General features: G+C 66.1%; 25 protein-coding genes. 14 read left to right on the forward strand and 11 right to left on the reverse strand.

Annotation, left to right across the window (positions count from 1 at the left end):
• Positions 1 to 9: 9 nt before the first annotated feature.
• The gene (locus AC1ZQA_RS05250) at positions 10 to 732 is read right to left on the reverse strand and encodes a YebC/PmpR family DNA-binding transcriptional regulator (RefSeq protein WP_482678765.1); all 723 of its coding nucleotides are present in this window, start codon (positions 730 to 732) and stop codon (positions 10 to 12) included.
• 119 nt (positions 733 to 851) lie between these two features.
• On the opposite strand from AC1ZQA_RS05250, the gene AC1ZQA_RS05255 reads away from it, so the two are divergent.
• Positions 852 to 2366: a helicase HerA-like C-terminal domain-containing protein gene (locus AC1ZQA_RS05255; protein WP_482678766.1), complete on the forward strand. Its 1515-nt coding sequence runs from the start codon at positions 852 to 854 to the stop codon at positions 2364 to 2366.
• A gap of 20 nt (positions 2367 to 2386) precedes the next feature.
• Here the strand turns inward: AC1ZQA_RS05255 and AC1ZQA_RS05260 are convergent, their stop codons facing one another.
• Positions 2387 to 2764, reverse strand: coding sequence for a glutelin (locus AC1ZQA_RS05260; RefSeq protein WP_482678767.1), 378 nt, complete (start codon positions 2762 to 2764; stop codon positions 2387 to 2389).
• 189 nt (positions 2765 to 2953) lie between these two features.
• On the opposite strand from AC1ZQA_RS05260, the gene AC1ZQA_RS05265 reads away from it, so the two are divergent.
• The 3 genes from AC1ZQA_RS05265 (at position 2954) to AC1ZQA_RS05275 (ending at position 6279) form a co-directional block, all read left to right on the forward strand.
• Complete coding sequence (locus tag AC1ZQA_RS05265) at positions 2954 to 4723, forward strand: glutamine--tRNA ligase/YqeY domain fusion protein (RefSeq protein WP_482678768.1); 1770 nt, start codon at positions 2954 to 2956, stop codon at positions 4721 to 4723.
• Entirely contained in the window at positions 4723 to 5508 is a 786-nt protein-coding gene (locus AC1ZQA_RS05270) for a 2OG-Fe dioxygenase family protein (RefSeq protein WP_482678769.1), read from the forward strand. The genes AC1ZQA_RS05265 and AC1ZQA_RS05270 overlap by 1 nt, the downstream gene beginning before the upstream one ends.
• Before the next feature lie 186 nt (positions 5509 to 5694).
• Positions 5695 to 6279, forward strand: coding sequence for a Tll0287-like domain-containing protein (locus AC1ZQA_RS05275; RefSeq protein WP_482678770.1), 585 nt, complete (start codon positions 5695 to 5697; stop codon positions 6277 to 6279).
• Between the two features lie 46 nt (positions 6280 to 6325).
• On the opposite strand, the gene AC1ZQA_RS05280 is transcribed toward AC1ZQA_RS05275, so the two are convergent.
• Positions 6326 to 6730: a hypothetical protein gene (locus AC1ZQA_RS05280; RefSeq protein WP_482678771.1), complete on the reverse strand. Its 405-nt coding sequence runs from the start codon at positions 6728 to 6730 to the stop codon at positions 6326 to 6328.
• 158 nt (positions 6731 to 6888) lie between these two features.
• Positions 6889 to 8130, reverse strand: coding sequence for an MFS transporter (locus AC1ZQA_RS05285; RefSeq protein WP_482678772.1), 1242 nt, complete (start codon positions 8128 to 8130; stop codon positions 6889 to 6891).
• Positions 8131 to 8278: 148 nt separating this feature from the next.
• On the opposite strand from AC1ZQA_RS05285, the gene trhA reads away from it, so the two are divergent.
• From trhA to AC1ZQA_RS05300, 3 genes are all read left to right on the forward strand, one after another.
• Positions 8279 to 8941 (forward strand): PAQR family membrane homeostasis protein TrhA, encoded by a 663-nt coding sequence (gene trhA, locus AC1ZQA_RS05290; protein ID WP_482678773.1) that lies wholly within the window; start codon positions 8279 to 8281, stop codon positions 8939 to 8941.
• A gap of 91 nt (positions 8942 to 9032) precedes the next feature.
• On the forward strand, positions 9033 to 10718 hold the full coding sequence (locus tag AC1ZQA_RS05295) for an electron transfer flavoprotein-ubiquinone oxidoreductase (RefSeq protein ID WP_482678774.1): 1686 nt from the start codon (positions 9033 to 9035) through the stop codon (positions 10716 to 10718).
• Between the two features lie 164 nt (positions 10719 to 10882).
• On the forward strand, positions 10883 to 13225 hold the full coding sequence (locus AC1ZQA_RS05300; protein WP_482678775.1) for a bifunctional diguanylate cyclase/phosphodiesterase: 2343 nt from the start codon (positions 10883 to 10885) through the stop codon (positions 13223 to 13225).
• Here the strand turns inward: AC1ZQA_RS05300 and AC1ZQA_RS05305 are convergent.
• The gene (locus AC1ZQA_RS05305) at positions 13195 to 14133 is read right to left on the reverse strand and encodes an alpha/beta hydrolase (RefSeq protein ID WP_482678776.1); all 939 of its coding nucleotides are present in this window, start codon (positions 14131 to 14133) and stop codon (positions 13195 to 13197) included. The two genes, AC1ZQA_RS05300 and AC1ZQA_RS05305, sit on opposite strands and share 31 nt — an antisense overlap.
• Positions 14134 to 14214: 81 nt before the next feature.
• Between AC1ZQA_RS05305 and recJ the strand changes: the two genes are divergently transcribed.
• A complete protein-coding gene (recJ, locus tag AC1ZQA_RS05310; RefSeq protein WP_482678777.1) occupies positions 14215 to 15939 on the forward strand; it encodes a single-stranded-DNA-specific exonuclease RecJ in 1725 nt (574 codons plus the stop codon).
• A 91-nt stretch (positions 15940 to 16030) separates the two neighbouring features.
• Here the strand turns inward: recJ and AC1ZQA_RS05315 are convergent, their stop codons facing one another.
• On the reverse strand, positions 16031 to 16459 hold the full coding sequence (locus AC1ZQA_RS05315) for a DUF1841 family protein (protein WP_482678778.1): 429 nt from the start codon (positions 16457 to 16459) through the stop codon (positions 16031 to 16033).
• A 102-nt stretch (positions 16460 to 16561) separates the two neighbouring features.
• Between AC1ZQA_RS05315 and AC1ZQA_RS05320 the strand changes: the two genes are divergently transcribed.
• On the forward strand, positions 16562 to 17152 hold the full coding sequence (locus AC1ZQA_RS05320) for a malonic semialdehyde reductase (RefSeq protein ID WP_482678779.1): 591 nt from the start codon (positions 16562 to 16564) through the stop codon (positions 17150 to 17152).
• 89 nt (positions 17153 to 17241) lie between these two features.
• A complete protein-coding gene (locus AC1ZQA_RS05325; protein ID WP_482678780.1) occupies positions 17242 to 17877 on the forward strand; it encodes a nucleotide-binding protein in 636 nt (211 codons plus the stop codon).
• Between the two features lie 198 nt (positions 17878 to 18075).
• On the opposite strand, the gene AC1ZQA_RS05330 is transcribed toward AC1ZQA_RS05325, so the two are convergent.
• The gene (locus tag AC1ZQA_RS05330) at positions 18076 to 18891 is read right to left on the reverse strand and encodes a Crp/Fnr family transcriptional regulator (RefSeq protein WP_482678781.1); all 816 of its coding nucleotides are present in this window, start codon (positions 18889 to 18891) and stop codon (positions 18076 to 18078) included.
• Between the two features lie 283 nt (positions 18892 to 19174).
• On the opposite strand from AC1ZQA_RS05330, the gene nadC reads away from it, so the two are divergent.
• Positions 19175 to 20014 (forward strand): carboxylating nicotinate-nucleotide diphosphorylase, encoded by an 840-nt coding sequence (nadC, locus tag AC1ZQA_RS05335; RefSeq protein WP_482678782.1) that lies wholly within the window; start codon positions 19175 to 19177, stop codon positions 20012 to 20014.
• A 33-nt stretch (positions 20015 to 20047) separates the two neighbouring features.
• Positions 20048 to 21145, forward strand: coding sequence for a quinolinate synthase NadA (gene nadA, locus AC1ZQA_RS05340; protein ID WP_482678783.1), 1098 nt, complete (start codon positions 20048 to 20050; stop codon positions 21143 to 21145).
• Positions 21146 to 21175: 30 nt separating this feature from the next.
• Here nadA and AC1ZQA_RS05345 read toward each other — a convergent pair whose 3' ends face one another.
• The 3 genes from AC1ZQA_RS05345 to smpB form a co-directional block, all read right to left on the reverse strand.
• Positions 21176 to 21466 (reverse strand): hypothetical protein, encoded by a 291-nt coding sequence (locus tag AC1ZQA_RS05345; RefSeq protein WP_482678784.1) that lies wholly within the window; start codon positions 21464 to 21466, stop codon positions 21176 to 21178.
• A 12-nt stretch (positions 21467 to 21478) separates the two neighbouring features.
• The gene (locus AC1ZQA_RS05350; protein WP_482678785.1) at positions 21479 to 22843 is read right to left on the reverse strand and encodes an ammonium transporter; all 1365 of its coding nucleotides are present in this window, start codon (positions 22841 to 22843) and stop codon (positions 21479 to 21481) included.
• Between the two features lie 202 nt (positions 22844 to 23045).
• Positions 23046 to 23489 (reverse strand): SsrA-binding protein SmpB, encoded by a 444-nt coding sequence (gene smpB, locus AC1ZQA_RS05355; RefSeq protein ID WP_482678786.1) that lies wholly within the window; start codon positions 23487 to 23489, stop codon positions 23046 to 23048.
• 74 nt (positions 23490 to 23563) lie between these two features.
• On the opposite strand from smpB, the gene AC1ZQA_RS05360 reads away from it, so the two are divergent.
• Entirely contained in the window at positions 23564 to 24004 is a 441-nt protein-coding gene (locus AC1ZQA_RS05360; RefSeq protein ID WP_482678787.1) for a type II toxin-antitoxin system RatA family toxin, read from the forward strand.
• Positions 23991 to 24305 carry an RnfH family protein gene (locus tag AC1ZQA_RS05365; RefSeq protein WP_482678788.1) on the forward strand — a complete coding sequence of 105 codons (315 nt, stop codon included), beginning with the start codon at positions 23991 to 23993 and terminating at the stop codon, positions 24303 to 24305. Before AC1ZQA_RS05360 ends, AC1ZQA_RS05365 begins: the two co-directional genes overlap by 14 nt.
• On the opposite strand, the gene AC1ZQA_RS05370 is transcribed toward AC1ZQA_RS05365, so the two are convergent.
• Entirely contained in the window at positions 24288 to 24986 is a 699-nt protein-coding gene (locus tag AC1ZQA_RS05370; protein ID WP_482678789.1) for an ABC transporter ATP-binding protein, read from the reverse strand. The two genes, AC1ZQA_RS05365 and AC1ZQA_RS05370, sit on opposite strands and share 18 nt — an antisense overlap.
• Positions 24987 to 25039 lie beyond the last annotated feature (53 nt).

Below are 25039 nucleotides of genomic sequence, written 5' to 3' on the forward strand. Positions count from 1 at the left end.
TGCGCCGGTTCAGCCGAACACGGCGTTGTGATGGACCTCTTGCACATCGTCGAGGTCTTCCAGCGCGTCGATGAGTTTCTGCATTTTTTCGGCGTCGTCCCCGGCAAGTTCCACCGTGTTGTCGGCGCGCATGGTGATGGCGGCCAGTTCCGCCTGCAGGCCAGCGGCGTCGAGCGCGGCCCGCACAGCCTCGAACTGCGACGGTGGAGTGAGCACCTCGATGGCGCCGTCGTCGTCGGTGATCACGTCGTCCGCGCCGGCCTCGAGTGCGACTTCCATCACCTTGTCCTCGGACGTGCCGGGGGCGAACACCAGTTGCCCGCAATGCCGGAACTGGAACGCCACCGAGCCTTCGGTGCCCAGATTGCCGCCATGCTTGGACAGCGCGTGGCGCACTTCGGCTACGGTGCGCACGCGGTTGTCGGTGAGACAGTCGATGATGAGTGCCGCCCCGCCCACGCCATAGCCCTCGTAGCGGATTTCCTCATAGTGCACGCCTTCGAGCGCGCCGGTGGCCTTGTCGATGTTTTTCTTCACCGTGTCGGCCGGCATGTTGGCTGCCTTGGCCTTGTCAACGGCCAGGCGCAGGCGCGGATTGGCGCCGGGATCGCCACCGCCCAACCGGGCAGCAGCGGAGATTTCACGGATGATCTTGGTCCAGACCTTGCCGCGTTTTTCGTCCTGACGGCCTTTGCGGTGCTGGATGTTGGCCCATTTGGAATGTCCGGCCATGGTGGTGCGATGCTCCTGGGTGGCGCCCTGACCGCCGCGTCGCGGCCGGGCATTTGGATAGACTGCCCATTCTACTTTCGCGCCATGCGCCCGACCCTCCTCACACCAAGGCTGCCGCCATGTCCGACCCCATTCTCATCGCCCAGCATGGCCAGGTGCAGTGCCATTTGCTGCCGCGCCTGTCCAACCGTCACGGTCTCATCACCGGCGCCACCGGCACCGGCAAGACAGTGAGTCTGCAGGTGCTTGCCGAGGCGTTTTCGCGCATCGGCACCCCGGTGTTCATGGCCGACGTGAAGGGCGACCTGACCGGCCTGTCGCAGCCGGGCAGCCTGAGTCCCAAGCTGGCCGAACGACTCAAGAGCCTCGGTCTGCCCGAGCCGGTGTTCGGCGGCTGCCCTGTCACGCTGTGGGATGTGTTCGGCGAGCAGGGCCACCCGGTGCGCGCCACCATCTCCGACATGGGCCCGCTGCTGCTCGCGCGCCTGCTGCAGCTCAACGAGACGCAGACCGGGGTGCTCAACCTGGTGTTCAAGATTGCCGACGACAACGGCCTGCTGCTGCTCGACATGAAAGACCTGCGCGCCATGCTGCAGGAAGTGGGCGACAACGCCGCGAGCTTCACCACCGAATACGGCAACATCAGCGTCGCCAGCATCGGCGCGATCCAGCGCGGGCTGCTGCAACTTGAAAGCCAGGGCGCCGACAGGTTCTTCGGCGAGCCCATGCTCAATATCGACGACCTGATGCAGACCGACGGCAGCGGCCGCGGCATGGTCAACATCCTCGCCGCCGACAGGCTCTACCAGGCACCGCGCCTGTACGCGACTTTTTTGCTGTGGCTGCTGTCCGAGCTGTTCGAGCGCCTGCCCGAGATCGGTGACCCGGAAAAGCCGAAGCTGGTGTTCTTTTTCGACGAGGCGCATCTGCTGTTCAACGACGCGCCCAAGCCGCTGCTGGAAAAGATCGAGCAGGTCGTGCGCCTCATCCGCTCCAAGGGCGTGGGCGTGTTTTTTGTCACGCAAAACCCGCTGGACATCCCGGACACCGTGCTCGGGCAACTGGGCAACCGCATCCAGCACGCGCTGCGCGCCTTCACCCCGCGCGACCAGAAGGCGGTGAAAACCGCTGCCGACACCATGCGCCCGAACCCTGGGCTGGACGTGGCACAGGCAATCACCGAACTGGCCGTGGGCGAGGCGCTGGTGTCGCTGCTCGACGACAAGGGCCGACCGACGCCGACCGAGCGGGTGTGGATGCTGGCGCCCGGCAGCCGCATCGGACCGATCACGCCGGAGGAACGCAAGGCACTGATGCAGGGCTCGCTGGTCGCCGGGGTGTATGAAAAGACGGTGGATCGCGAATCGGCCTACGAATTGCTCAAGGGCCGGGTAGAGGCCACGCCGGAGTCTGCTGCGCCCGCACCAGGGGCTGACACTCCGGCAGGTTCAGGCGGCGGGCTGCTCGATTCGCTCGGCCAGGGACTTGGCGGACTGGCGCGGGGCTCGGGCCGCAAGGACTCTCTGCTCGAAACACTGGCCAAGTCGGCCGCCCGCACCATCGGCAGCACGGTGGGCCGCGAAATCATTCGCGGCGTGCTGGGCGGTCTGCTGGGTGGCAGCAAGCGGCGCTGAGCCGCTGCTGCGGGGTTGTCTCAGCGATCGTCCCAATCGCGCCGGTCGCGGTGGCCCCAGCCGTGGTCATGCCGCCAATGGTCGCGGTCCCAGCGGCGCCCCGGAGGCCCGTAGTAGTAGGGCGGTGCCACAGCCACCGGGGTGTAGACCTGACCATAGCCGTAGTACACAGGGCGAGGTGGCGGAGGCGGTGGGGGCGGAGCGAAGTAGACCGGCGGCACGGGCGGCGGGGCATAGACCACGGGCGGTGCCTGATACACCGGGTAGGCATTCGAGAAATTGGTCACGACCCCCGGAACCCCGATGCCAACCGACCAGTACACCCGGTCCGCATGCGCCGCCGGAGCGGCAATCAGCGCGGCGCTTCCTGCAAGGGCCAGAACAATGTGACGGAACATGATGGAAACCTCCTGAACATCCTGTCGTTGGTGCTGGGATAACGGCAGGAATGTCAGCTTGCCGACAGCCGATGCGAATTTTTTCATCTGGCGCATATCCCGCCGCGTTCCATGCAGACGAGTCGGCGGTGCCTGCACTGCCACTCAGCGTCGTCTTGCCCTTTGCAGACCTGTTCAAATAGCAGGGCTATGGAACCTGCTGACAAACCCTCCAACTTCCTGCGTCAGATCATCGAGCGCGATCTGGCACAAGGCACTTATGCGAACCGGCGCTTTGCCGGCCATCCGGCGGATGCCGCCGGACATGCCGCTGGGCAGACCGACCCGGCACGCATCCGCACCCGATTTCCTCCGGAGCCCAACGGCTATCTGCACATCGGCCATGCCAAGAGCATCTGTCTGAACTTCGGTCTGGCGCAGGACTTTGGTGGCATCTGCCATCTGCGCTTCGATGACACCAACCCCGAGAAGGAAGACCAGGAATATGTCGATGCCATTCTGGATGCGGTGCGCTGGCTCGGCTTCGACTGGAACGTCGGCGGTGTCTCGCACCTGTTCTATGCCAGCGACGATTTCGACTTCATGTACCGCTGCGCCTGCGCGCTGATCGAGGACGGTCTGGCCTATGTGGACGAGCAGAGCGCCGAGGACATGCGCCGCAACCGCGGCACGCTGACCGAGCCCGGCGTGGACAGCCCCTGGCGCAACCGCGCACCTCAGGACAATCTGCGCCGCTTCGAGGAAATGCGCGCCGGGCTGCATCCGGAGGGCAGCATGGTGCTGCGGGCAAAGATCGACATGGCCGCGCCCAACATCAACCTGCGCGACCCGGCGATCTATCGCATCCGTTTTGCCGAGCATCACCGCACCGGCAGCACCTGGTGCATCTACCCGATGTACACCTTCGCGCACCCAATCGAGGACGCGATGGAGTGCATCACCCACAGCATCTGCACGCTGGAGTTCGAGGATCAGCGGCCCTTCTACGACTGGCTGCTCGACCACCTCGTGCGTCTGGGCCTGGTCGCAAGCCCGCGGCCACATCAGTACGAATTCGCCCGCCTGAACCTGACCTATGTGGTGACCAGCAAGCGCAAGCTGGCACAGCTCGTCGCCGAGCGCCACGTGGACGGCTGGGACGATCCGCGCATGCCCACGCTGGTCGGGCTGCGCCGCCGCGGCTACACGCCCGAGAGCCTGCGGCTGTTTGCCGAGCGCATCGGCGTGAGCAAGGCCGAGTCGTGGATCGACTACGGCGTGCTCGAACAGGCGCTGCGCGACGATCTCGACGCCCGCGCGCCGCGTGCGATGGCCGTGCTCGATCCGCTGCGGCTCGAGCTCACCAACTGGGCCGAGGTGTTCGGCGCAGCCGACCATGCCGAGCCGTGCAGCGCGCCGTTGCATCCCGCGCACCCGGAGATGGGGCGGCGCAGCTTCGACCTGACCGCGCAGGTCTGGATCGAGCGCGAGGACTTCATGGAAGCGCCGCCCAAGGGCTATCACCGCCTCACCCCGGGCGGCATGGCGCGGCTGAAGTACGGCTATGTCGTGCGCTGCACCGGCTGCGAAAAAGATGCCACGGGGCGGGTGATCAAGGTGCTCGCCGAGCTGCTGCCCGACACCAAGAGCGGCACGCCCGGGGCCGATGCGGTCAAGGTCAAGGGCGTGATCACCTGGGTGAGCGCCAGCCGCGGCGTGGCCGCACAGGTGCGGCTGTTCGACCGCCTGTTCACCGAGGCGCATCCCGACGCCGGCGGGCGCGACTTCCTTGCCGCGCTCAACCCGCACAGCAAGCAAACAGTGCACGCCTATGTGGAACCCGCGCTTGCCGCCGCGTCGGCGGGCGCCTCGTTCCAGTTCGAGCGACATGGCTATTTCGTCGCCGACCGCCTCGATCATTGCACCGACCAGCCCGTGTTCAACCGCACCACCACCCTGAAGGACAGCTGGGGCAAGTGATGGACATGTCCACCGATACCCTGAGTTTCGGCGCTCCGTTGCCTGCGGGCAGCAGTGCGCTGGAGCGACTGCAGCTGCAGGGATTTTGCGTGCTCGGCGCTCCCGAGCTGGCCGCGCTGTGCGGATTCGCTCTGGCCGATTGTTCTGCGGCGTTCGCGCTGTGGGACGACCTGCCACCCGACGACTACCTGAAAGACGGCGGTCACTATCGTTTCCGCCGCCATGGCAGCTTCGTGCAGAGCCTGCAACCGGCAGCGGGCCGGGCGGCGCTGCAGGCCGTTCCCCACCGCGCCCATTGGCAGCCCACCGCCTATAACGCTCTGCACGGCGGCATGTTGCGCTGGTTTGCGCCACTGTCAGGCGAACTGCAGCAGGCGGCGTTCTGGCAGCCGCTGCTGCTCGGGCTGGGACGGCTGTTCGCGCAGGTGCGCAGCGTGCCGCAGTGGTTCATCGAGGCACATCAGTTCCGCATCGACACCCGCGAGGGCGTCGGTCGCCCCACGCCCGAAGGCGCGCACCGCGACGGCGTGGATTTTGTCGCAGTGGTGCTGATCGCGCGGCACGGCATCCGCGGCGGCGAGACCCGAGTGTTCGAGCTGGCAGGCCAGCGGGGCGTGCGTTTCACCCTGTCCGAGCCGTGCAGCGTGCTGCTGATGGACGATACCCGCGTGATTCACGAAAGCACGCCGGTGCTGCCCGAGGGCGAGGCCAGCGGCGGCTGGCGCGATACCCTGGTGCTGACCTACCGCGCTGGGGGCTTTCTCGATCCAAAGCCAGCGGTCTGATCGCTCGGTGAGACTCCAGTCGTGCGGCATGTTGTCGCCACGGCACGATGTGCCTCGGTGGCTTGATTTCAATCAAAGCGCGAGTTTGGATCACGATTTGGAGCAGACTGGAAATACAAGTTGTTACATAATCGTCGCCTCGGTGTCCGGCAACACGTCAGGACGCGATTTTCTGGAGAGATTCCCATGCGTCATTTGTCCCCCCTGATGGCCGCGCTGGCGCTTGCAGCCCTGCCGGTTTCCGCCCTGGCGCAATCGGCCGCCTCCCCGGAGCAGATGCAGGCCACACGCGCCGTGAGCGGCGAACTGCTCAAGACCCTGAGCGGCAAGCTGCAGGAAAGCATGAAGGCGAACGGCCCGGCGGGCTCGATTTCCGTGTGCAAGACCATCGCGCCGGAAATTGCCCTGGGCCTGGCCGACAAGACCGGCTGGAAGATCACGCGTGTCGGCACCCGCGTGCGCAATGTCGACATGGGCACGCCCAATGTCTGGCAGCACAAGGCGCTGGGCCACCTCAACGCCGATCTGAAGTCGGGCGCCAAGCCCGAAACCCTGGAATGGAGCGAGGTGGTCACCGAAAACGGCAAGCCCACCCTGCATTACGCCAAGGCCATCGTGCTGCAGACACAGTGCCTGGCCTGCCACGGCACATCGGAACAACTCGCACCGGGCGTGGCCGACAAGCTCAAGACCGACTATCCGCACGACCAGGCCACCGGCTACGCGCCAGGGCAGCTGCGCGGCGCCGTGGTCATCAGCCGACCGCTGTAAGGCCGCCCTCGGTCTTCGCCTTCAGCCCCTTCGGCACAGGCAACGCCTACCAGCGCAGGTAGGCGTTCTTGTTTCCGGTCTGCACCGTGACGCTGCGCTGCTGCTGCCGGTGCGTGCCCTCAATGGTGTAACTGCCGGCTGGCGCCTGCACATAGCACAGCGGACCGTCTGCGGTGAATTCCGCCACGGTCTTGCCCTGATGACGGATGCGGATGGGCACGTCCGCGAGATAGGCGCCGCGCGGGCCTTCCACCATCCAGAAGCCCAAGTTGAAGTGCGGCGCCTGCGCCTGCAGCGCCTTGAGATCGCCTTCTCCCACGCCGCCGCAGGCATAGGACAGCGTCCCGACATGATGAACTTGCGCGGCCTGGCTCAGCGACGGGCTGAGCAGGCAGGTGGCCAACGCGCCGACCAGAGCGCCCCGGCGCAGGGCTTGATGCGTGATGGACATGATGGGTTCCTTTCAGGATGCACAGAAATGCACCCTGCAATAGATCGCACCCTGTGCACCGGGTTCGCCGCTGTGGGGCGGATCTTCAGCCTCGCTTCATCCTTTCGCGCAAAAGAAACCCCTCCAGGGCGGCGGGTGCGCTGCACCGCCGCGCGGGGTCAGGCCGCAGAAGGTTTTGGCGGCGTGGCCCTGGGCTGGTGCAGATTGGGCAGAAACACGGCCAGCAGGCCGATGAGCGGCAGGAAGGAGCACAACCTGTACACCGCGTCGATGCCCCACATATCGGCCAGTTGCCCCAGAACGGCAGCCCCAATGCCGCCCAGACCGAAGGCCAGACCGAAGAACAACCCCGCCACCGTGCCCACCTTGCCGGGGATGAGCTCCTGCGCATACACCACCATCGACGGAAACGCCGAGGCCAGCATGAAGCCGATGATGGCGCTGAGCACGGCCGACACCTCCAGACTGGCGTAGGGCAGCATCAGGGTGAATGGCGCCACCCCGAGGATGGATACCCAGATCACCGCCTTGCGGCCGATGCGGTCACCGATGGGCCCGCCGAGCAGCGTGCCCGCCGCCACTGCGGCCAGGAACACGAACAGGTGATACTGACCCACCTCGGTACTGACGTGGAACTTGTGCATCAGATAGAAGATGAGATAACTGTTGATGCTGGCCAGGTAGAAGAACTTGGAGAAGATCAGCGCCAGCAGCACGGCCAGGGTACGGCGCACCAGGTGGGGCGGCACCGGGGACTGCTTGCTCACGGAGGCTTTTTTCGGCAGCCGGTGCTGATGGCTGTACCACCGCCCCACGCCGGTGAGCACGATGATGGCGAGCAGGGCGGCCAGCGAGAACCAGGCAATGCTCTTCTGGCCGTGCGGCAGCACGATCCACGCTGCCAGCAGCGGCCCGGTCGCCGTGCCGGCGTTGCCGCCCACCTGGAAGATGGACTGTGCCAGCCCATGCCGACCACCCGAAGCCATGCGCGCCACCCGCGAGGATTCCGGGTGGAAGATGGATGAGCCGGTGCCCACCATCGCCGCAGCCATCAGCAGAATGGGAAAGCTCGGCGCAATCGACAGCATGAGCAGCCCGCTGAGGGTGAAGCCCATGCCCACGGCCAGCGAATAGGGTTTGGGATGCTTGTCGGTGAAGGCGCCGACCAGTGGCTGCAGCAGCGAGGCGGTGAACTGATAGGTCAGGGTGATCAGGCCGATTTGCGCGAAATTCAGGTGGAAGTCCGTCTTGAACAAGGGGTAGATCGCCAGCATCAACGACTGGATCATGTCGTTGAGAAAGTGCGAAAAACTGATCGCGCCGAGAATGCGAAACTTGGTCTGCTCGGCAGGCGCGTTGCCCGGCGCGGCGAGCGCGGCATTGGTCGGGGTTGAACTCACGATAGGGATCTTTGAGGGGGTGCAAGAGGGCGCACGGCTGCATCCATTGCGCCAGCGCAAGAATAGTGCGCCACCCGATTCTTTGCACAGGCATGGATTCGTTGCCGAGCGGGTGCGCAGACGGGTGCGCGGGCTTACCATTTGCTGCATGGCACAAAACGCACATGCAATCGCCGCGGAGCGGCCGCAAAGTCTGGGTGAAGAGATTGCCAACGCTCTGAGCCACGGCTTGGGCCTGCTGCTGGCCATTGCGGCGCTTCCGGTGCTCATCGCGCACGCGGCGGCGCATCAGCCCGTGGCCAGCGTCGTGGGGGCAACGATTTTCGGGGTCAGCGCCGTGCTGCTCTATCTGGCTTCCACGCTCTACCACGCCCTGCCGCAGCCCCGTCTCAAGGCGCTGTTCCAGCGCATCGACCACGCGGCCATCTATCTGCTGATTGCCGGAACCTACACGCCGTTCACCCTCGGGGTGCTGCGGGGCGGCTGGGGATGGACGCTGTTCGGCGTGGTCTGGGGGCTGGCGGCGGCCGGGCTGCTGCTCAAGGCGCTGGCCGGGGTGCGGTTTCCGCATGTGTCCACGGCGCTGTATCTGGGCATGGGCTGGGTGGTGTTGATCGCCATCGTGCCGCTGGCCGAGCGCATGGCGCCGATGGGGCTGTTCTGGCTGGTGGCCGGTGGGGTGGCCTACACCCTTGGCGTGGTGTTTTTTGTCTTCGATTCGCGTTGGCGCTATGCCCATTTTGTCTGGCATCTGTTCGTGCTTGCGGGCACGGTCTGTCACTTTTTCGCGGTGCTCTATTACGCTGCCTGAAGACCAGTCGGCTCAAAAACGAACGATCGTTCTTTTTTGCGGCGGCCGTGCTTAAAATGGTGCCAGCAACAGCCAGACCGTGGAGACCGCGATGACCCCGCATCAACTCTTGGAACAATTCGGCCCGCGTGAGGCCATGGATTACGACGTGGTGATCGTCGGCGCCGGGCCAGGCGGCCTGGGCACGGCCATCCACCTCAAGCAACTGGCGCAGAAAGAGGGGCGCGACATTTCGGTCTGCGTGCTGGAAAAAGGCTCGGAGCCGGGGGCCCACATCCTGTCCGGGGCCATCATGGACCCCGGCGCGCTGACCGAACTGCTTCCGGACTGGAAGACGATGGGCGCGCCGCTGAACCAGCCCGTCACCGCCGACCAGTTTCTGTTCCTCAACGACTCAGGCGCCAGGCCCGCGCCCGCCGCCTTCCTGCCCGACTGTTTCAAGAATCACGGCAACTATGTGATCAGCCTGGGCAATGTGGTGCGCTGGATGGCGCAGCAGGCCGAGGCACTGGGCGTGGAAATCTTCCCCGGCTTTGCTGCGGCCGAGGTGCTGTACGACGCGCAGGGCCGGGTGTGCGGCGTGGCCACCGGCAACCAGGGATTGGGCAAGGACGGCGAGCCGACCGACCATTTCGCGCTGGGCATGGAACTGCGCGCGAAGTACACCGTGTTCGCCGAAGGCTCGCGCGGGCAGCTCGGCAAGGAACTCATTGCCCAGTACCAGCTCGACGCCGGGCGCGATCCGCAGAGCTATGCCATCGGCATCAAGGAATTGTGGGAAGTCGCCGCAGACAAGCATCAGCCCGGCCTGGTGCTGCACACCGCAGGCTGGCCGCTCGACCCGAGCACCTATGGCGGCGGGTTTCTCTACCACCTCGAAGACCGCAAGGTGGCGATCGGCTTTGTCGTCGGGCTGGACTACAGCAACCCGTGGCTCAGCCCGTTCGAGGAATTCCAGCGGCTCAAGACCCACCCCGCGATCCGCGGCCTGTTCGATGGCGCCAAGCGCCTGGGCTATGGCGCGCGCACCATCACCGCCGGCGGCCTGCTGTCGTTGCCCAAGCTGGTGTTTCCCGGTGGCTGTCTGGTGGGCTGCGAGGCCGGGTTTCTCAACGCCTCGCGCATCAAGGGCAGCCACGCGGCGATCAAGACCGGCATGCTGGCGGCGCAGGCCATCGCCCATGCGCTGGCCGCCGGCCGTGCGCAGGACGAGCTGGCGGACTACCCCGCGGCGTTCGAGCGGTCATGGCTGCATGACGAGCTCAAGACCGCGCGCAATTTCAAGCAGTGGTTCAAGAAGGGCCGTCTGGTGGGCACGCTGATGACAGGGGTGGAGCGCTGGTTTCTGCCGCGCATCGGCATCAAGTCGCCGCCTTGGACGCTGCACCACCACGTGCCGGATCACGCCATGCTCAAGCCCGCGGCCGACTGCCCACGCATCGACTACCCCAAGCCCGATGGCGTGCTGACCTTCGATCGGATGAGTTCGGTCTATCTGAGCAACACCAACCACGAGGAAAACCAGCCGGCGCACCTCACCCTCAAGGACGTGTCGGTGCCGGTGCAGATCAACCTCAAGACCTATGCCGGGCCCGAGTCGCGCTACTGCCCCGCCGGGGTATATGAGTTCGTCAAGGGCTCGGATGGCGGAGACCGGATGCAGATCAACGCGCAGAACTGCGTGCACTGCAAGACCTGCGACATCAAGGACCCGACGCAGAACATCGTCTGGGTCGCGCCGGAGGGCGGCGGCGGGCCGAACTACGTGGGGATGTGACCGGACTGCCGCGCGCGGGAACGCGCATTCGCGGGGGTGGCGACCCAATCGTGACGTCATCGACACGGCCTTCCCGGAGGCTGCATTTACACTGCGCACCATTCGAAAAATCCGGGGCAAACCGCGCAGCATCGTGCGGGATCCCGGCCCCTGATTTGCGCTGCATGCCCGGTTCCACCCCGCAGTTTTCTCCTGTCCAGACACTGGCGCCGCAAGGCGGCTCGGCCATGCAGCGTCGGCTGCGTCGCGGCTTTTGGGGGCTGGTCGGGCTCACTCTGTTGTTCGGTGCCTGGCTGGCCTGGATCAACTGGGAGCGCCAGGACGACATGCTGCGCAGCACCCTGCGGGTGGAAACGGCGTTTCTCGCAGATGCCACCTCGGCCTACCTCGACCGCTATGAGTCGGTCATGTCCGCGCTCGGCAACGACCTGCTGATGCGTCCGGAACTGCTCACCGCACCCGATCAGCTTCAGCCCCTGTTGCAGCGCTATCGGGTTCTGCTCGGGCCGGATCAGGCCCTGTCGATCAATCTGTCGATGCCCGACGGCCAGATGTTTGCCACCTCGCTGGGCGGCGAGCAGGCGTTGCCCAACTTCCGCGCCATGCCCGACATCTGGCCGGGTTTCCAGCAGGCCGCGCAAACCAAGCGGCTGGAGGTGGGGCATGCGGTGCATGGCCCGATGCTGCGTCGCTGGGTGATTCCCCTGCGCCTGATGGTGAAAAACGCTATGGGTCAACCGCAGTTTCTCATTGCCGTGCCGGTGGAACTCAACGACTTTCTCGAGCGCTGGCGGCGCTCGGTGGCAGCGGCGGAATATGCCATGCCCGGCATGTCCATCGCGTTGATGCGCTCCGACGGCTATCTGCTCGCGCGCTGGCCCGCGCCCAAGGTGAATGATCTGCAGCGTTTCTACAGCACCAGACGCCAGGGGGCACTGGCCCAGGCGGCGCAGCGCGGGCCGGATGGCGCCATGTCCGGCGTGTTCAGCGGGCGGGTGGATTCGGACGACATTCCTCGTCTGGGCGCCTGGGTCCGCCTGCCGCACGAGCAGGTGCTGGTCAACATGACCGTGCCGCGCGCGCTGCTCTGGCGCGACTTCTGGCGGGCCTACTGGCCTGCACTGACCATCCTCGCGTTGTGGCTGGCGGTGCTCACTCTGGCCTACCGGCTGGTCCGCAAGCAGGCCGAGCGCGACAGCGCGCAACTGCGCGACCGCGCCGAAATCATGTACCGCCTGGCCAATCAGGACAGCCTCACCGGACTGCTCAACCGGCGCGGCATGAATGAACACCTGCAACGTGCCCACGACCGTGCGCGCGAACACGGCATCGGCTATGCCCTGGTGCTGTTCGACCTCGATCACTTCAAGCTGATCAACGACGGCTTCGGCCACGCCGCGGGCGACGCCGTGCTGCAGCAAGTGGCGCATCTGCTGCAGACCCGGGTGCGCAAGGAAGACCAAGTGGCGCGCTGGGGGGGCGAGGAGTTTCTGGCGCTGCTGCCCGACTCGTCGATGGAAACCGCGCGCGCTGCGGCGGAAAAGCTGCGCGACGTCATTTCGCATACCCGCATGTCCGTTGGCGGCACAGAGCTGCGCCTGTCTGCGAGCTTTGGCGTTTCGGCCTGGGAGCCGCAGAGCCATCTGACCGTTGCCGAACTGTTGGGGCAGTGCGACTCCGCGCTCTACAACGCCAAGGCCGGCGGACGCAACCGAGTCAAGCAGTTCGAGGGCAAGTCGGCGCAGGACTACCTGCAGGGTTTCACCCTCAAGCGCGCCATCGAGGACGACCGCATCCGCGTGGCCTATCAGCCGCTGGTGTCCTTGAGCGACGGGAAAATCACGGGCTTCGAAGCGCTGGCACGGCTGGTTGCGGAAAACGGCGATGTGATTCCCGCCGGGCAGTTCATCGACGTGGCCAATCGGCTGCGGCTGGAGCACCGCATCGACGCGCGCGTGTCCAAACAGGTCATGGCGCGCTGCAGCCTGCGCATGGAGCAGACCGGCACGCCGATGAAGTACATGATCAATTGCTCTGCCGACTTTCTCAGTCGCCCGGAGGATGTGCAGATGCTGCTCGACCGGGCGCAGCATTTCTGCAGCACTTGCGCGGCAGACATGACCGGCAAGACCAAGCCCATGGTCATCGAGATCACCGAGCGCCAGCTCATCGGCGACGCCGAGGCTGTGCGCAAGCTGGTGCAGCCGCTGATCGACTTCGGCTTCCAGCTTGCGGTGGACGATTTCGGCAGCGGGTACTCGTCCTATCTCTACGTGCTCAAGCTGCCGGTGAACTACATCAAGATCGAGGCCGAACTGGTGCGCGAAGCCGCCCACAGCGCACGCGCGCAGGCGATGGTGCGCTCGATCAACGACATGGCGCACGAGCTCGGCATCCTCACCATTGCCGAAGGCATCGAGGATGAAGCCACCGCCGACGCCATGCGACGCATTGGCGTGGACTGGGGGCAGGGCTATTACTGGGGGCGACCGGAAATCGACGCGTAGGCGGTGTTGCGCGCCATGCCCTGTGCGGCGAGAAAGTCGCTCACCCGGTCGATCACCGCCAGAAACGCCTCCATCGAATCATGCCCGCCCGGGCCAATGTGCAGTTGCACCTTGCCAGCACCCGCAGCGGCCAGCAGCCGGTGCGCATCGGCAACCGGCACCACGGTGTCGTGCTCGCCGTGCATCAGCAGCACGGGGCAGCGCAGCTGGGGCAGGGTGTTGATCGGGGCGATGGCGTCGAGAGGGAAGCCGATGGTGCGCTGGACATAGCCCAGAATGTGCGGGCCGATCACGGCGTCGGGCAGGTTTTGCTCGGCCATCCAGCGCCGCATCATGTCGGCGGGGTGGGCGAATGCGGCCAGGCTCACCACGGCGGCGATCTGCGCACGCCAGCTTGCGGCCAGCAACACCGCGCCCGCGCCGACCGAATGGCCGAGCAGGGCGATGCGCACAGGGTCGATATCGGGCCGCGCTGCCAGCCAGTCCACTGCATGCACCGTGTCCTCGGCAAAGCGCGGCAGCGAGGCGAAGGTGTCGTCGTCGCTGGCGCCGTGGCAGCGGGTGTCGATGAACAACAGGGTCAGCCCTGCGGCATGCAGCGCCGGAGCCAGCGGCAGCATCAGATCGGAATTGCTGCCCCAGCCATGCACGATGACCAGTGCGGGCGCGGGTTGCGGCACCGACGCAGGTGCCGGAATCAGCCAGGCGTGCAGGCGTTTGCCGTTGGCGCTCGGGATGCGCACGCTGCCGAACGCCAGCCCGAAATCCGCCGGATTGCGGGTGTGCGCCAGACGCGGCGCGCGCAGGCTGCGGCGCAGCCCCCAGTGGAGCAGCGGACGCAGCGGCGGTGTGGTCATCCACGGCAGCACCGTGGGCAGCAGGGCGGAGACGAGTCGGGAACGTGGCATGGTGGCGCGAGCAGTGTAGGAGGGCGAGCCCCAGCGTGCCGATCGGTTCAAATAGCAGCTTTGTTCCAGGCCAACTTCCTCATGCAATTCCTGCTTCGCCAACCCGATCCACGCGCCCAGCACCGGCTGCAGGAGGCGGGCGCGCACCCGCTGCTGGCGCAGTTGTTCGCCGCGCGCGGGGTGAAGGACGCGGCGGAACTGGAACTGAGTCTGGCGCAGCTGCTGCCGCCTGCACAGCTGAAGGGCGCCGAGGCTGCTGCGGTCGCGCTGGCCGATGCGATCGCCCGCGGCGAGCGGCTGCTGATCGTCGCCGACTACGACTGCGACGGCGCCACCGCCTGTGCCGTGGGGCTGCGCGGCCTGCGGGCGATGGGGGCGCAGGTGTCGTATCTGGTGCCCAACCGCTTCACCACCGGCTACGGCCTGTCGCCCGCCGTGGTCGACCTGGCGCAGCAGCAGCCCGGCGGCAAGCCGGACTGGATCGTCACGGTGGACAACGGCATCGCCAGCGTGGACGGGGTGGCGCACGCCAGGGCGCACGGCATGCGCGTGCTGGTCACCGATCACCACCTGCCGGGCGAGGTGTTGCCCGAGGCCGAGGTGATCGTCAACCCGAACCAGCCGGGGTGCGACTTTCCGAGCAAATCCATCGCCGGGGTCGGGGTGATGTTCTACGTGCTGCTGGCGCTGCGTGCGGAGCTGCGAAGTCGCGGCGTGTTCGACGCCGCGAACCAGCCCCGGCTGGATGCGCTGCTCGACCTGGTTGCGCTGGGCACCGTGGCCGACGTGGTGCGGCTCGATGCCAACAACCGCGTGCTGGTGGCGCAGGGGCTCAGGCGCATCCGCGAAGGCCGCATGCAGCCGGGCATTGCTGCGTTGCTGCAGGTCGCCGGGCGCGAGGCCGCGCGGGTGGGCAGCGCCGATCTGGGCTTTGCACTCGGGCCGCGGATCAATGCCGCAGGGCGCCTTTCCGACATGACCGTGGGCATCGAATGCCTGAGTACCGACGACCCTGCCCGCGCGCTGGAACTGGCCCAGCTGCTCGACGGCCTGAACCGCGAGCGCCGTGGCATCGAGGACGGCATCAAGGCCGAAGCCCTGGCCATGCTCGACGCGCTGCCACCGGATGCCGACAGCGGCGACGCGGCGATCAGCCTGTTCGCGCCGCATTGGCACGAGGGGGTGATCGGCATCGTCGCCGGGCGCATCAAGGATCGCACGCACCGCCCGACCTTCATCTTCGCGCCGGCCGAAGACGGCACGCTGCGCGGCTCGGGCCGGTCGATTGCCGGGTTTCACCTGCGTGACGCGCTCGATCTGGTGTCCAAGCGCGAGCCGGGGCTGATGCTGCGCTTCGGTGGGCATGCGGCTGCGGCGGGCTGCTCGCTGGTGGCCGACGGCTTCGAGCGCTTTCGCGCCGCGTTCGCCCGGGTCGCGGGCGAATGGCTGGAGCCGGCCATGCTGCAGCGCCGTCTGGAAGTCGATGGCCCGCTGCCGGTGCAGTGGATGCTGCCGGAGATGGCGGGTCTGCTGAGCGCGCAGGTCTGGGGACAGGGTTTTGCCGCCCCGCTGTTCAGCGCCCGGGTGCAGGTGAAACAGCAGCGGCTGATCGGCGAGCGTCACCTCAAGACCCGGGTGCGGCTGCTCGATGCCGAGGGTGCGCCGGGCAGCGCGCTGTTCGATCTGGTCGCTTGGGGCCGCACCGAATTTCTGCCCGACGAGGCGCGCATTGCCTACCGGCTGGAGAGCAACACCTGGCAGGGCATCACCCAGGTGCAGCTGGTGCTCGAAGCGGTCGAGGGCTGAGGCCCCCCGAAAACCTCGCTGCTCTCGGTTCTCACCCCCAGGGAGCGAGAAACCCTTGGGGTGGCCCGGCGGGTTTCTCTGGCTTTGCCGCTCAGCGCGCGGTCGCGTGGCGCCGCACGCAGTCCAGGTAAGCCGCCCCGTCGGGCGGCAGACCGCTGCGCTGCGCGGTCCACAGCATGTCGCCCAGACAGTCCATGATGATGTGGTGTGCGTCGTGTTCGCCCAGCTTGCTGCGCAGCAATTCGAACGCCTGCCGGATGCCCGGCGGCTGGTCGATCGACACCTGCTCTGCGATCGACAGATGCATCGACAGGTGCAGAAACGGGTTGGTGCGGCCCTGCTCGACGCTGTAGTCGCGGCTGGCGCTTTGCGGGTCGGAGAGTTCGGCGTGGTATTCGGGGTGCTGCTCCATCCAGTCGGCGGCGATCAGTTCCAGCGGGGTGAGCACGCCGCCGCTGCGATGCCGCTGCCAGGCGGAAAGAAAGAACTGCCGGACCTCGTCTTTGCTGGGATTGAACATGGTGGGTCTATTGTCGCTGAAGGCAGACGCACGGCCGCTTGCATCTGCTTACAACGGTGTTTTGAGCGAGCATTGGGCCATTGCAACTTCAAGGAAAACGCCATGCCCACGATCGACGCCCGCGCCCAGCACCAACTGTTCATCGATGCCCGCACCCACAACGCCTGGCTGGACAAGCCCGTGCCCGAGGCCGTATTGCACCAGCTCTACGACCTGATGAAGTGGGGGCCGACCTCGGCAAACTGTTCGCCGGCGCGCATCGTGTTCGTCCAGTCGCCAGCGGCCAAGGCCAGACTCGCGCCGTGCATGAGCGAGGGCAATCGCGCCAAGACGCTGCAGGCGCCGGTGACCGCACTCATCGGCATGGACATGGCGTTTTACGAGCACCTGCCGCAACTCTTTCCGCACAACCCCGATGCGCGCAACTGGTTCGCGGGCAAGCCCGATTTCATCGCCACATCGGCCCTGCGCAATTCCAGCCTGCAGGGCGGCTATTTCATTCTCGCGGCCCGCGCGCTGGGCCTGGATTGCGGGCCGATGAGCGGGTTCGATGCGGATGCGGTGAATGCCGCGTTTTTCGCTGGCACCGAGACCAGGGTGAATTTCCTCTGCAATCTCGGCTACGGTGACCCGAAGGCGCTGTTCCCGCGCAGTCCACGGCTGAGTTTCGAGCAGGCTTGTCGCATCGCATAGCGCCTGCGGATAGGGCGTGGAGTTCGCGCGGCGGTTCTGGTAATTTGTGGAGTATCGTTTGAAAGTTTCCAGAACTGAAAGGCTGCGCCATGCCGGTCATTGTTGTCGCCAACCCCAAGGGCGGGGTGGGCAAATCCACCCTCTCCACGCAGGTTGCCGGGTTTTTCGCCAGCCAGGGCCACCAGGTCATGCTCGGCGATTCCGACCGGCAGGAATCGGCCCGCCTCTGGCTGTCGCTGCGCGATGCCGCGCTGCCGCGCATCGACACCTGGGAGATGAGCTTCGACTACATTGCCAAGCCGCCCAGGGGAACGACGCATGCGGTCATCGATACCTCCGCCGGGCTGCATGGCTGGCGCCTCAACGATGTGATGAAGCAGGCCGACAAGGTGCTGGTGCCGTTGTCCGCCTCGATTTTCGACATCTACGCCACGCAGGAGTTTCTGGAAAAGCTGCGCGATGCCCGCGAGAAGCATCGCTTCGAGGTGGGCCTGGTGGGCGTGCGCATCGATCCGCGCACCCATGCCGCCGAGCAGTTGCAGGCGTTCGTCGCGCAGAGCGGGCTGCCCATGCTGGCCAATCTGCGCCAGACCACGCTGTATCCGCAAATGGCCGCCCACGGCCTCACGCTGTGGGATCTGCCGCCCAGTCAGGCCGCCAGGGATCTGGAGCAATGGCAGCCCATCGTCGATTGGCTGCAGCGTCCGCACGCGGCAACGCGGTAGCGTTCCGGTTGCCCTGTCGGTCTGCGGCTTTCACACCGGGCAAGCGATGGAGCGAGGAGGCGGCGCCAAAAAACAAGGCACATCGCGGAATGCGATTCCGGATGTGCCCAAGCTGCAAGGAAACGGGACGGCAGTCTTGTCAGTGGTTGGCGGCGTTCTGACGACTGCGCGTCGGATCGGGAAATCTCGTGCGACCGTTCAGCCCATGCGCTCAGGCTGCGCCACCAGGCCCAAGGCCGGGCGATTGATGCGGAACAAGCGCGGTCCCACATGCTCCAGCAGCTTGTCCCGCTCGAACTGCGCAATCACGCGGCTGGCGGTTTCCAGCGCCACGCCGAGCATGGCGCCGAGGTCGCTGCGCTTGGGCAGGGTGATGGTGTCGTTGAGTTCCGGGTCAGCCAGCTTGAGCAGCAGACGTGCCATGCGCGCGGGGATGGCGCCCGAGCCGAGCAGCAGCGCCCACTCATCGGTGTCGCGCAGGGCGCGGTGCCAGCGCTCCAGAAACTCCTGCCGCAGGTTGGGCACCTGTTCCTCCATCTTGCGGATGACTTCCACCGGAATGCGGCACACCCGCACGGCGCCGATGGCCGAGGCATGGTGCATGTAGGGCTCGTGGATGAAGCATTCCAGCCCGATCAGATCGCCGCGGCGCGCCACGCGGGTGATGCGGCGGGTGCCGTCCGGCAGCACGCGCTCCAGTTTCACATAGCCGGTCTTGATGGTGTAGAGCCAGTCGCCGCGCTGTCCTTCGCTGAACAACTGCTGCCCCGCGGCAAACTGCATGTCGTCAATCACTTGATGGAAGGTGTCAAAGTCTTCCATGCGCAGCGCGCCGAACAGTGCAATGCGGCGCACACCGCAGTTGCGGCAATCCGAGGCGCCGCGCCAGGCATTGACCACCTCGGTGTGCGCCATGCGATGGGCTTCCGGCTGCCTGTCGCGCGGCAGGGTCTTGCGCAAGGTGGCGAGCGGAATGGTGGAGGTCGTTGGCGGGCTGGCTAAGGTGGTTTCCATGGCGGTCTTTCATTGATCTGGCGCAATATTAGCGAACACTGATATAGCCTTGTCAATATAGGGAATTCACTGTGAGAACTAGTGGTAACCCTAATAATTCCCGATCTTCATTGCGGAATATCGATTTTTGCAGCGCACAAAACTGCGGCAATCTGTCGCAGTTGCAGTGACGATCTGTGCCCTATCCGCGACAGCCCGGCACACCCGCGTCGATCTGAACGGCTTGCCGATCCGCCTACACTGCAGCGTTTTTCAGCCTGAACTGACGAAAGGCGCAATCACCATGATGGATGTGCAGACTCTGGCCGCACGCGATGTGCGCCGGGCTTTGGAGGAAGATCTGGGCGCAGGCGATCTCACCGCGTCGCTCATCGACCCGCTGGCCGTTGCGCGCGCCACGGTGCGCAGTCGCGAGGCCGCGCGGCTGTGCGGCACGCCGTGGGCCAACGCCTGCGTGCGGGCGCTCGACCCATCGGCGCATCTGGAATGGTTGGCGACAGAAGGCGCCGTTTTGGAGGCAGATGCCGTGTTTTTGGAGCTGAAAGGCAATGCACGCGCGCTGCTCAGCGCCGAGCGGACCTTGCTCAATTTCCTGCAACTGCTCAGCGCGGTGGCCACGCGCACGGCGCAATATGTCGAAGCCGTGCGCGGCACACGGGCGCAGATTGTCGATACCCGCAAGACACTGCCCGGGCTGCGCCTGGCGCAGAAATATGCGGTGCGCGTGGGCGGCGGCATGAACCACCGCATCGGCCTGTTCGACGCGGTGCTGATCAAGGAGAACCACATCGCAGCCGCAGGCGGAGTGGCGCAGGCGCTGCAGCGTGCGCAGAATGTGGCCGCGCAGGCGCAGTTCATCCAGATCGAGGTGGAAACGCTGGAACAGCTGGACGAAGCCCTGCGCGCGGGTGCCCGCATGGTGCTGCTCGACAATATGTCGCTGGATCAACTCCGCGAGGCAGTGCAACTCACCGGGCAGCGAGCGGTGCTGGAGGTGTCGGGCGGGGTGGATCTGCACACGGTGCGCGCCATTGCAGAAACCGGGGTCGACCGCATCTCCGTGGGCAAGCTGACCAAGGACGTGCAGGCGGTCGATCTGTCGATGCGCTTTGCCGCGTTCTGATGTCTTGCGCAGTGATTCGATAAGGAAGTTCGCATGTCCGCCACCTTTCCCGTTGCATTCGACAGCCCCGTCACCGGCACCGCGCAGGCCTGGGCGCGCGTCCCCGAGGAGCCCAGCCCCGCGCAGCGCGTCGAACTGATGGAGCGCTGCACCGCACTGCTGCGCGCACACGACGCCGTGCTGGTCGCGCACTACTACACCCATCCCGATCTGCAGGACCTGGCGCAGGCCACTGGCGGCCTGGTGGCCGACTCACTGGAAATGGCGCGCTGCGGCTCGCGCCACCCGGCGCGCACGCTGGTCGTCGCTGGCGTGCGGTTCATGGGTGAAACCGCCAAGATGCTGTCGATGGACAAGCGCGTGCTCATGCCCGACCTCGACGCCAACTGCTCGCTCGACCTGGGCTGTCCGGCGCCAGCGTTTGCCGCCTTCTGCGACGCGCACCCGGACCGCACCGTCGTGGTCTATGCCAACACCAGTGCGGCGGTCAAGGCGCGCGCCGACTGGGTGGTGACCTCGAGCTGCGCGCTCGACATCGTCGCGCACCTGCACGCTCGGGGCGAAAAAATCCTCTGGGCGCCCGACCGGCATCTGGGCAACTACATCCAGCAGCAGACCGGTGCGGACATGCTGCTGTGGCAGGGGTCGTGCATCGTGCACGACGAGTTCAAGGCGTTCGAGCTCGCGACGCTCAAGGCCGAGCATCCGCAGGCCAAGGTTCTCGTGCACCCGGAAAGCCCCGCGGCGGTGATCGCGCTGGCCGATGTGGTGGGCTCGACCTCGCAGATCCTCAAGGCCGCGCACTCGCTCGATGCGCCGGAGTTCATCGTCGCCACCGACACCGGCATGTTCCACGCCCTGCAGCAGCAGAACCCCGGCAAGACCTTCATCCCCGCGCCCACCGCAGGCCATGCCGCCACCTGCAAGAGCTGCGCGCATTGCCCATGGATGGCGATGAATTCGCTTTCCGGTCTGGCGCGGGTGCTGGAGACCGGTCACAACACCATCGAACTCGATCCCGCGCTGGCCGAGCGCGCCCGGCTGCCGGTGCAGCGCATGCTTGATTTCACTGCAGCGCAGGGCGCCGCCGCAGCCGCAGGCAGCCTGGTGCCGGGCATCGGCGCGGCCTGAGCAAGCATGGGGGCATGGGCGCCGCGCCCCTCAGCGCAGCCGCCCGAGGTAAGACGCCGGAGCAGCGGGTTTGACCGCAGCGCCTTTATCCTTGCCGCCTCCCGCTGTGTCTTTGTCGAGTCCATCAGGAAACATCACAGCTTCGAAGCGGTCGGCCCATTGGTTCAGGTCCGCGTCGTTCTCGGCACGCGCAACGCGCAGCACTTCCTTCGCGTAGTCTGCGTTCTGCGCCATCCACTCCGTGTCCGTCACCCGCCCGATCTTGCGGCGCAGCAGCACATGCAGATGGGCCGCAAGTGCAATGGCTTCAGAACTTCCCATATCGCATGCTCCTTACTCGATGCGCTCGCCATGCTGGCTCAGATCCAGCCCGGCCTCTTCCGCCTCGGCATCCACCCGCAGGCCCATGACGGCATCGATCAGCTTGAGCAAAATGAAGCTGGCGACGAAGCTGTAAACCAGCGTGGCGCTGGCCCCAAGCGCCTGCACAAGCACCGAAGCGGTTTGACCGCTGTACGACGGCACGGCGAAGAAACCGGTCAGCACCGCGCCGGCAAAGCCACCGACGCCGTGAATGCCGAATACGTCGAGCGCGTCGTCCGCGCCGAGCAGACGCTTGAGCCCGGTGGCGCCCCAGTAGCACATCACACCGGCGATCAGGCCGACCACCACCGCGCCCATCGGGTCGACAAAACCAGACGCCGGGGTGATGGCCACCAGACCGGCCACAGCACCCGAGCAAATGCCCAGCAGAGTGGGACGGCCGCGCAGCGTCCATTCGGTCAGCATCCAGCTGAAGGCGGCTGCGGCAGTGCCCAGTTGGGTGGCGAGCATGGCCATGCCCGCACGCCCATCCGCTGCGCAGGCCGAGCCAGCATTGAAGCCGAACCAGCCCACCCACAGCAGCGCCGCGCCGATCATGGTGTAGGTGAGGTTGGCGGGAAGGAACGGCTCCTGCCCCCAGCGCTGGCGTTTTCCCAGCACGATGGCGCAGGCCAGGCCCGCAGCGCCCGCATTCACATGCACCACGGTGCCGCCAGCAAAGTCGAGCATGCCCATCGAGGCCAGCCAGCCCGATGGCTCCCACACCGAGTGCGCCACCGGCGCATAGACCAGCAGCGACCACAGGCCCATGAACACCAGCATGGCCGAGAACTTCATGCGCTCGGCAAACGCCCCGACGATCAACGCCGGGGTGATGATGGCGAAGGTCATCTGGAACATCACGTACACCGACTCGGGGATGGTGGACGCCAGTTCACTGACCGACACGGTGCCGTTGTTCTTGCTGAAAAACACCCCGTCGAGAAACAGCCGCGACAGGCCGCCGATATACGGGCTGCCCGGCATGAACGCCAGACTGTACCCGGCGATGAACCACAGCAGGGTGACCAGCACCGTGGTCGCGAAAACCTGCATGGTGATGCCGAGGATGTTTTTCTTGCGCACCATACCGGCGTAGAACAGCGCCAGACCGGGGATGGTCATCATCAGTACCAGCGCGGTGGAAGCGAGCATCCACGCGGTATCACCGGAATTCAGCGTGGAGACATTGACGACATGCGGCACCGACAGCGTTGCTGGCGCGGACTGCGCCAGCGCGCCAACTGGGAACAGGCTGGTGAGCCCGGCCAGAATGGCGCGGCGGGATGGCCGTTTGTGCGAGATGCGGTCTGGGTGTGAAAGCATGTTGTGCATGAAAGCCCCGATCAAGTTTGTAAGGGGGATTTCGCAATTTCCAGACCAGCGCAAGGTGGTGGCTCAATCGCAGCGCGGTGTGAAACAAGTCACAAATCACGCCGCTTGGCAAGTACCTGTTGGGGTGGTGCAGGGCGTATCGAACGCGAAGTCACTGTTTTGGTGCGCCGCCGCACTGCGCGGCACTCAAAACGTGCGGCGATTACCGCGTTTTCATGATCCGCGCCTTTTCCCGCTGCCAGTCGCGCTTGGCTTCGGTGTCGCGCTTGTCGTGGTCTTTCTTGCCCTTGCCCAGCGCCAGGTCGAGCTTGACCCGCCCGCCCTTGAAATGCAGATTGATCGGCACCAGGGTGTAGCCGCGCTGCTCCACCTTGCCGATGAGCTTGCGGATTTCGTCCTTGTGCATCAGCAGCTTGCGGGTGCGAGCGGCGTCGGGGCGCACGTGGGTGGACGCACTGTTGAGCGCCACCACATTCATGCCGATGAGATACAGCTCGCCGTCGCGGATGACCACATAGCCATCGGTGAGCTGCACCTGCCCGGCGCGCACCGACTTGACCTCCCAGCCTTCGAGGACGATGCCAGCCTCGAAACGGTCTTCGAGGAAGTAGTTGAAACGGGCCTTGCGGTTTTCGACGATGCTCATGCGCGGAATGTGGGGTCTTGGGCCCTCAATACAATCTCTGGATTCTAAGAAGCCTTGACCCGCGTCCCTCGTCCATGCCCCAGGTTCACAAATCCGTCCTCATCTGGTACAGCCCGCAGGAAATGTACGACCTGGTCACCGATGTTCCCGCCTATCCCCAGTTTCTGCCCTGGTGCGGCGGGGCTTCGGTCGAGGCCCAGGAGGGCGACACGGTGCGCGCCAGCGTGACCATCGACTTCAAGGGCATCCGCCAGAGCTTCACCACCCAGAACACCAACGTGCCGGGACAGGAAGTGCGCATGCGGCTGGTGGACGGCCCGTTTTCGGCGCTGCACGGGCGCTGGGTATTCAATCCGCTGGCCGATGGCAAGGCCTGCAAGGTGGAATTTCTGCTGGACTACAAGTTCTCCAATTTCCTGGTGGAAAAGGTCATCGGCCCGGTGTTCAACCACATCGCCAGCAGCTTTGTCGATGCCTTCGTGCAACGCGCCAAGCAGGTCTATGGGCCACGCTGAGAGACAGATCTCGGTGGCCGTGTTCTACGCACCCGAGACCGGCGAGCCGGAGTTGCGCACCTTGCGTCTGCCCGCCGGGGCCACGGCGGAGCAGGCGGTGCAGGCCAGCGGCCTGCACGCGGCGCACCCCGAACTGGCTGTGCTCGATGTGCGCTGGGGTTTGGACGGACGCCGCGTGCCGCCGCACCAGGTGCTGCGCGACGGCGACCGCATCGATCTGTGCCGCCCCCTGCAGGTCGATCCGATGACCGCCCGGCGTCTGCGCGCCGCAGCGGCAAGGGCATCAAAGCCACGCCGTTGAAACCCCGGCGGGCAGCGCAGCCAGCGCCCCGCTGAACTGCACCCGCCCGTCGCCCAGAACCACCACGCGGTCAGCCAGCGTCTGCGCCCACGGCTTTTGCTCGACCAGCAACACGCCCACGCCGCTGGCGCGCAGGCGGTCGAGCAGCGCTGCGGTGTCCTGCACCCGCTGCGGCGCCAGCCCTTCGGTCGGTTCATCGAGCAGCAACACCTGCGGGTTGCCGATCAACGCGCGCGCTAGCGCGAGCATTTGCTGCTCCCCGCCCGACAACGCCTGCGCTGGCGCGCGCGCGCGCGCGGCCAGCGCTGGAAACAGCGCGAACACGCGCACCTCGTCCCAGAGTGCGGCAGCGCCGTTTGCTGCGGGCTTGGCGCCCAGCCGCAGGTTCTGCCGCACCGTCAGGTGCGCGAACACGGCGCGCTGCTCCGGGACATAACCCAGCCCGAGCCGGGCGCGGCGGTGCGCGGGCAAGGCGAGCAGATCGCGGTCAGCCATGCGCACGCTGCCGCTCGCGGGGATCAGCCCGATCAACGCTTTGAGCAAGGTGCTGCGCCCGCTGCCGTTGCGCCCGAGCAGCAGCACCAGCTCGCCAGCGCGCAACTGCAGATCGACCCCGCGCAGCACCTGCACCGCGCCGTATCCGGCGCGCAGATCGCGCACCTCCAGCAGCGGCGCGGTCACTGGACGACCCTCCGCGCGATGCGCGCCCCCACCTCGCGGCTTGCAAGCCGCTC

It is taken from the genome of Thiomonas sp. DCM-2, assembly GCF_056820905.1.

Excerpts from the sequence above, each read along its gene's own strand:
- AC1ZQA_RS05250 (WP_482678765.1), bottom strand. The coding sequence starts at position 732 with ATGGCCGGACATTCCAAATGGGCCAACATCCAGCACCGCAAAGGCCGT.
- AC1ZQA_RS05255 (WP_482678766.1), top strand. The coding sequence starts at position 852 with ATGTCCGACCCCATTCTCATCGCCCAGCATGGCCAGGTGCAGTGCCAT.
- AC1ZQA_RS05260 (WP_482678767.1), bottom strand. The coding sequence starts at position 2,764 with ATGTTCCGTCACATTGTTCTGGCCCTTGCAGGAAGCGCCGCGCTGATT.
- AC1ZQA_RS05265 (WP_482678768.1), top strand. The coding sequence starts at position 2,954 with ATGGAACCTGCTGACAAACCCTCCAACTTCCTGCGTCAGATCATCGAG.
- AC1ZQA_RS05270 (WP_482678769.1), top strand. The coding sequence starts at position 4,723 with ATGGACATGTCCACCGATACCCTGAGTTTCGGCGCTCCGTTGCCTGCG.
- AC1ZQA_RS05275 (WP_482678770.1), top strand. The coding sequence starts at position 5,695 with ATGCGTCATTTGTCCCCCCTGATGGCCGCGCTGGCGCTTGCAGCCCTG.
- AC1ZQA_RS05280 (WP_482678771.1), bottom strand. The coding sequence starts at position 6,730 with ATGTCCATCACGCATCAAGCCCTGCGCCGGGGCGCTCTGGTCGGCGCG.
- trhA (WP_482678773.1), top strand. The coding sequence starts at position 8,279 with ATGGCACAAAACGCACATGCAATCGCCGCGGAGCGGCCGCAAAGTCTG.
- AC1ZQA_RS05295 (WP_482678774.1), top strand. The coding sequence starts at position 9,033 with ATGACCCCGCATCAACTCTTGGAACAATTCGGCCCGCGTGAGGCCATG.
- AC1ZQA_RS05300 (WP_482678775.1), top strand. The coding sequence starts at position 10,883 with ATGCCCGGTTCCACCCCGCAGTTTTCTCCTGTCCAGACACTGGCGCCG.
- AC1ZQA_RS05305 (WP_482678776.1), bottom strand. The coding sequence starts at position 14,133 with ATGCCACGTTCCCGACTCGTCTCCGCCCTGCTGCCCACGGTGCTGCCG.
- recJ (WP_482678777.1), top strand. The coding sequence starts at position 14,215 with ATGCAATTCCTGCTTCGCCAACCCGATCCACGCGCCCAGCACCGGCTG.
- AC1ZQA_RS05315 (WP_482678778.1), bottom strand. The coding sequence starts at position 16,459 with ATGTTCAATCCCAGCAAAGACGAGGTCCGGCAGTTCTTTCTTTCCGCC.
- AC1ZQA_RS05320 (WP_482678779.1), top strand. The coding sequence starts at position 16,562 with ATGCCCACGATCGACGCCCGCGCCCAGCACCAACTGTTCATCGATGCC.
- AC1ZQA_RS05325 (WP_482678780.1), top strand. The coding sequence starts at position 17,242 with ATGCCGGTCATTGTTGTCGCCAACCCCAAGGGCGGGGTGGGCAAATCC.
- AC1ZQA_RS05330 (WP_482678781.1), bottom strand. The coding sequence starts at position 18,891 with ATGGAAACCACCTTAGCCAGCCCGCCAACGACCTCCACCATTCCGCTC.
- nadC (WP_482678782.1), top strand. The coding sequence starts at position 19,175 with ATGATGGATGTGCAGACTCTGGCCGCACGCGATGTGCGCCGGGCTTTG.
- nadA (WP_482678783.1), top strand. The coding sequence starts at position 20,048 with ATGTCCGCCACCTTTCCCGTTGCATTCGACAGCCCCGTCACCGGCACC.
- AC1ZQA_RS05345 (WP_482678784.1), bottom strand. The coding sequence starts at position 21,466 with ATGGGAAGTTCTGAAGCCATTGCACTTGCGGCCCATCTGCATGTGCTG.
- AC1ZQA_RS05350 (WP_482678785.1), bottom strand. The coding sequence starts at position 22,843 with ATGCACAACATGCTTTCACACCCAGACCGCATCTCGCACAAACGGCCA.
- smpB (WP_482678786.1), bottom strand. The coding sequence starts at position 23,489 with ATGAGCATCGTCGAAAACCGCAAGGCCCGTTTCAACTACTTCCTCGAA.
- AC1ZQA_RS05360 (WP_482678787.1), top strand. The coding sequence starts at position 23,564 with ATGCCCCAGGTTCACAAATCCGTCCTCATCTGGTACAGCCCGCAGGAA.
- AC1ZQA_RS05365 (WP_482678788.1), top strand. The coding sequence starts at position 23,991 with ATGGGCCACGCTGAGAGACAGATCTCGGTGGCCGTGTTCTACGCACCC.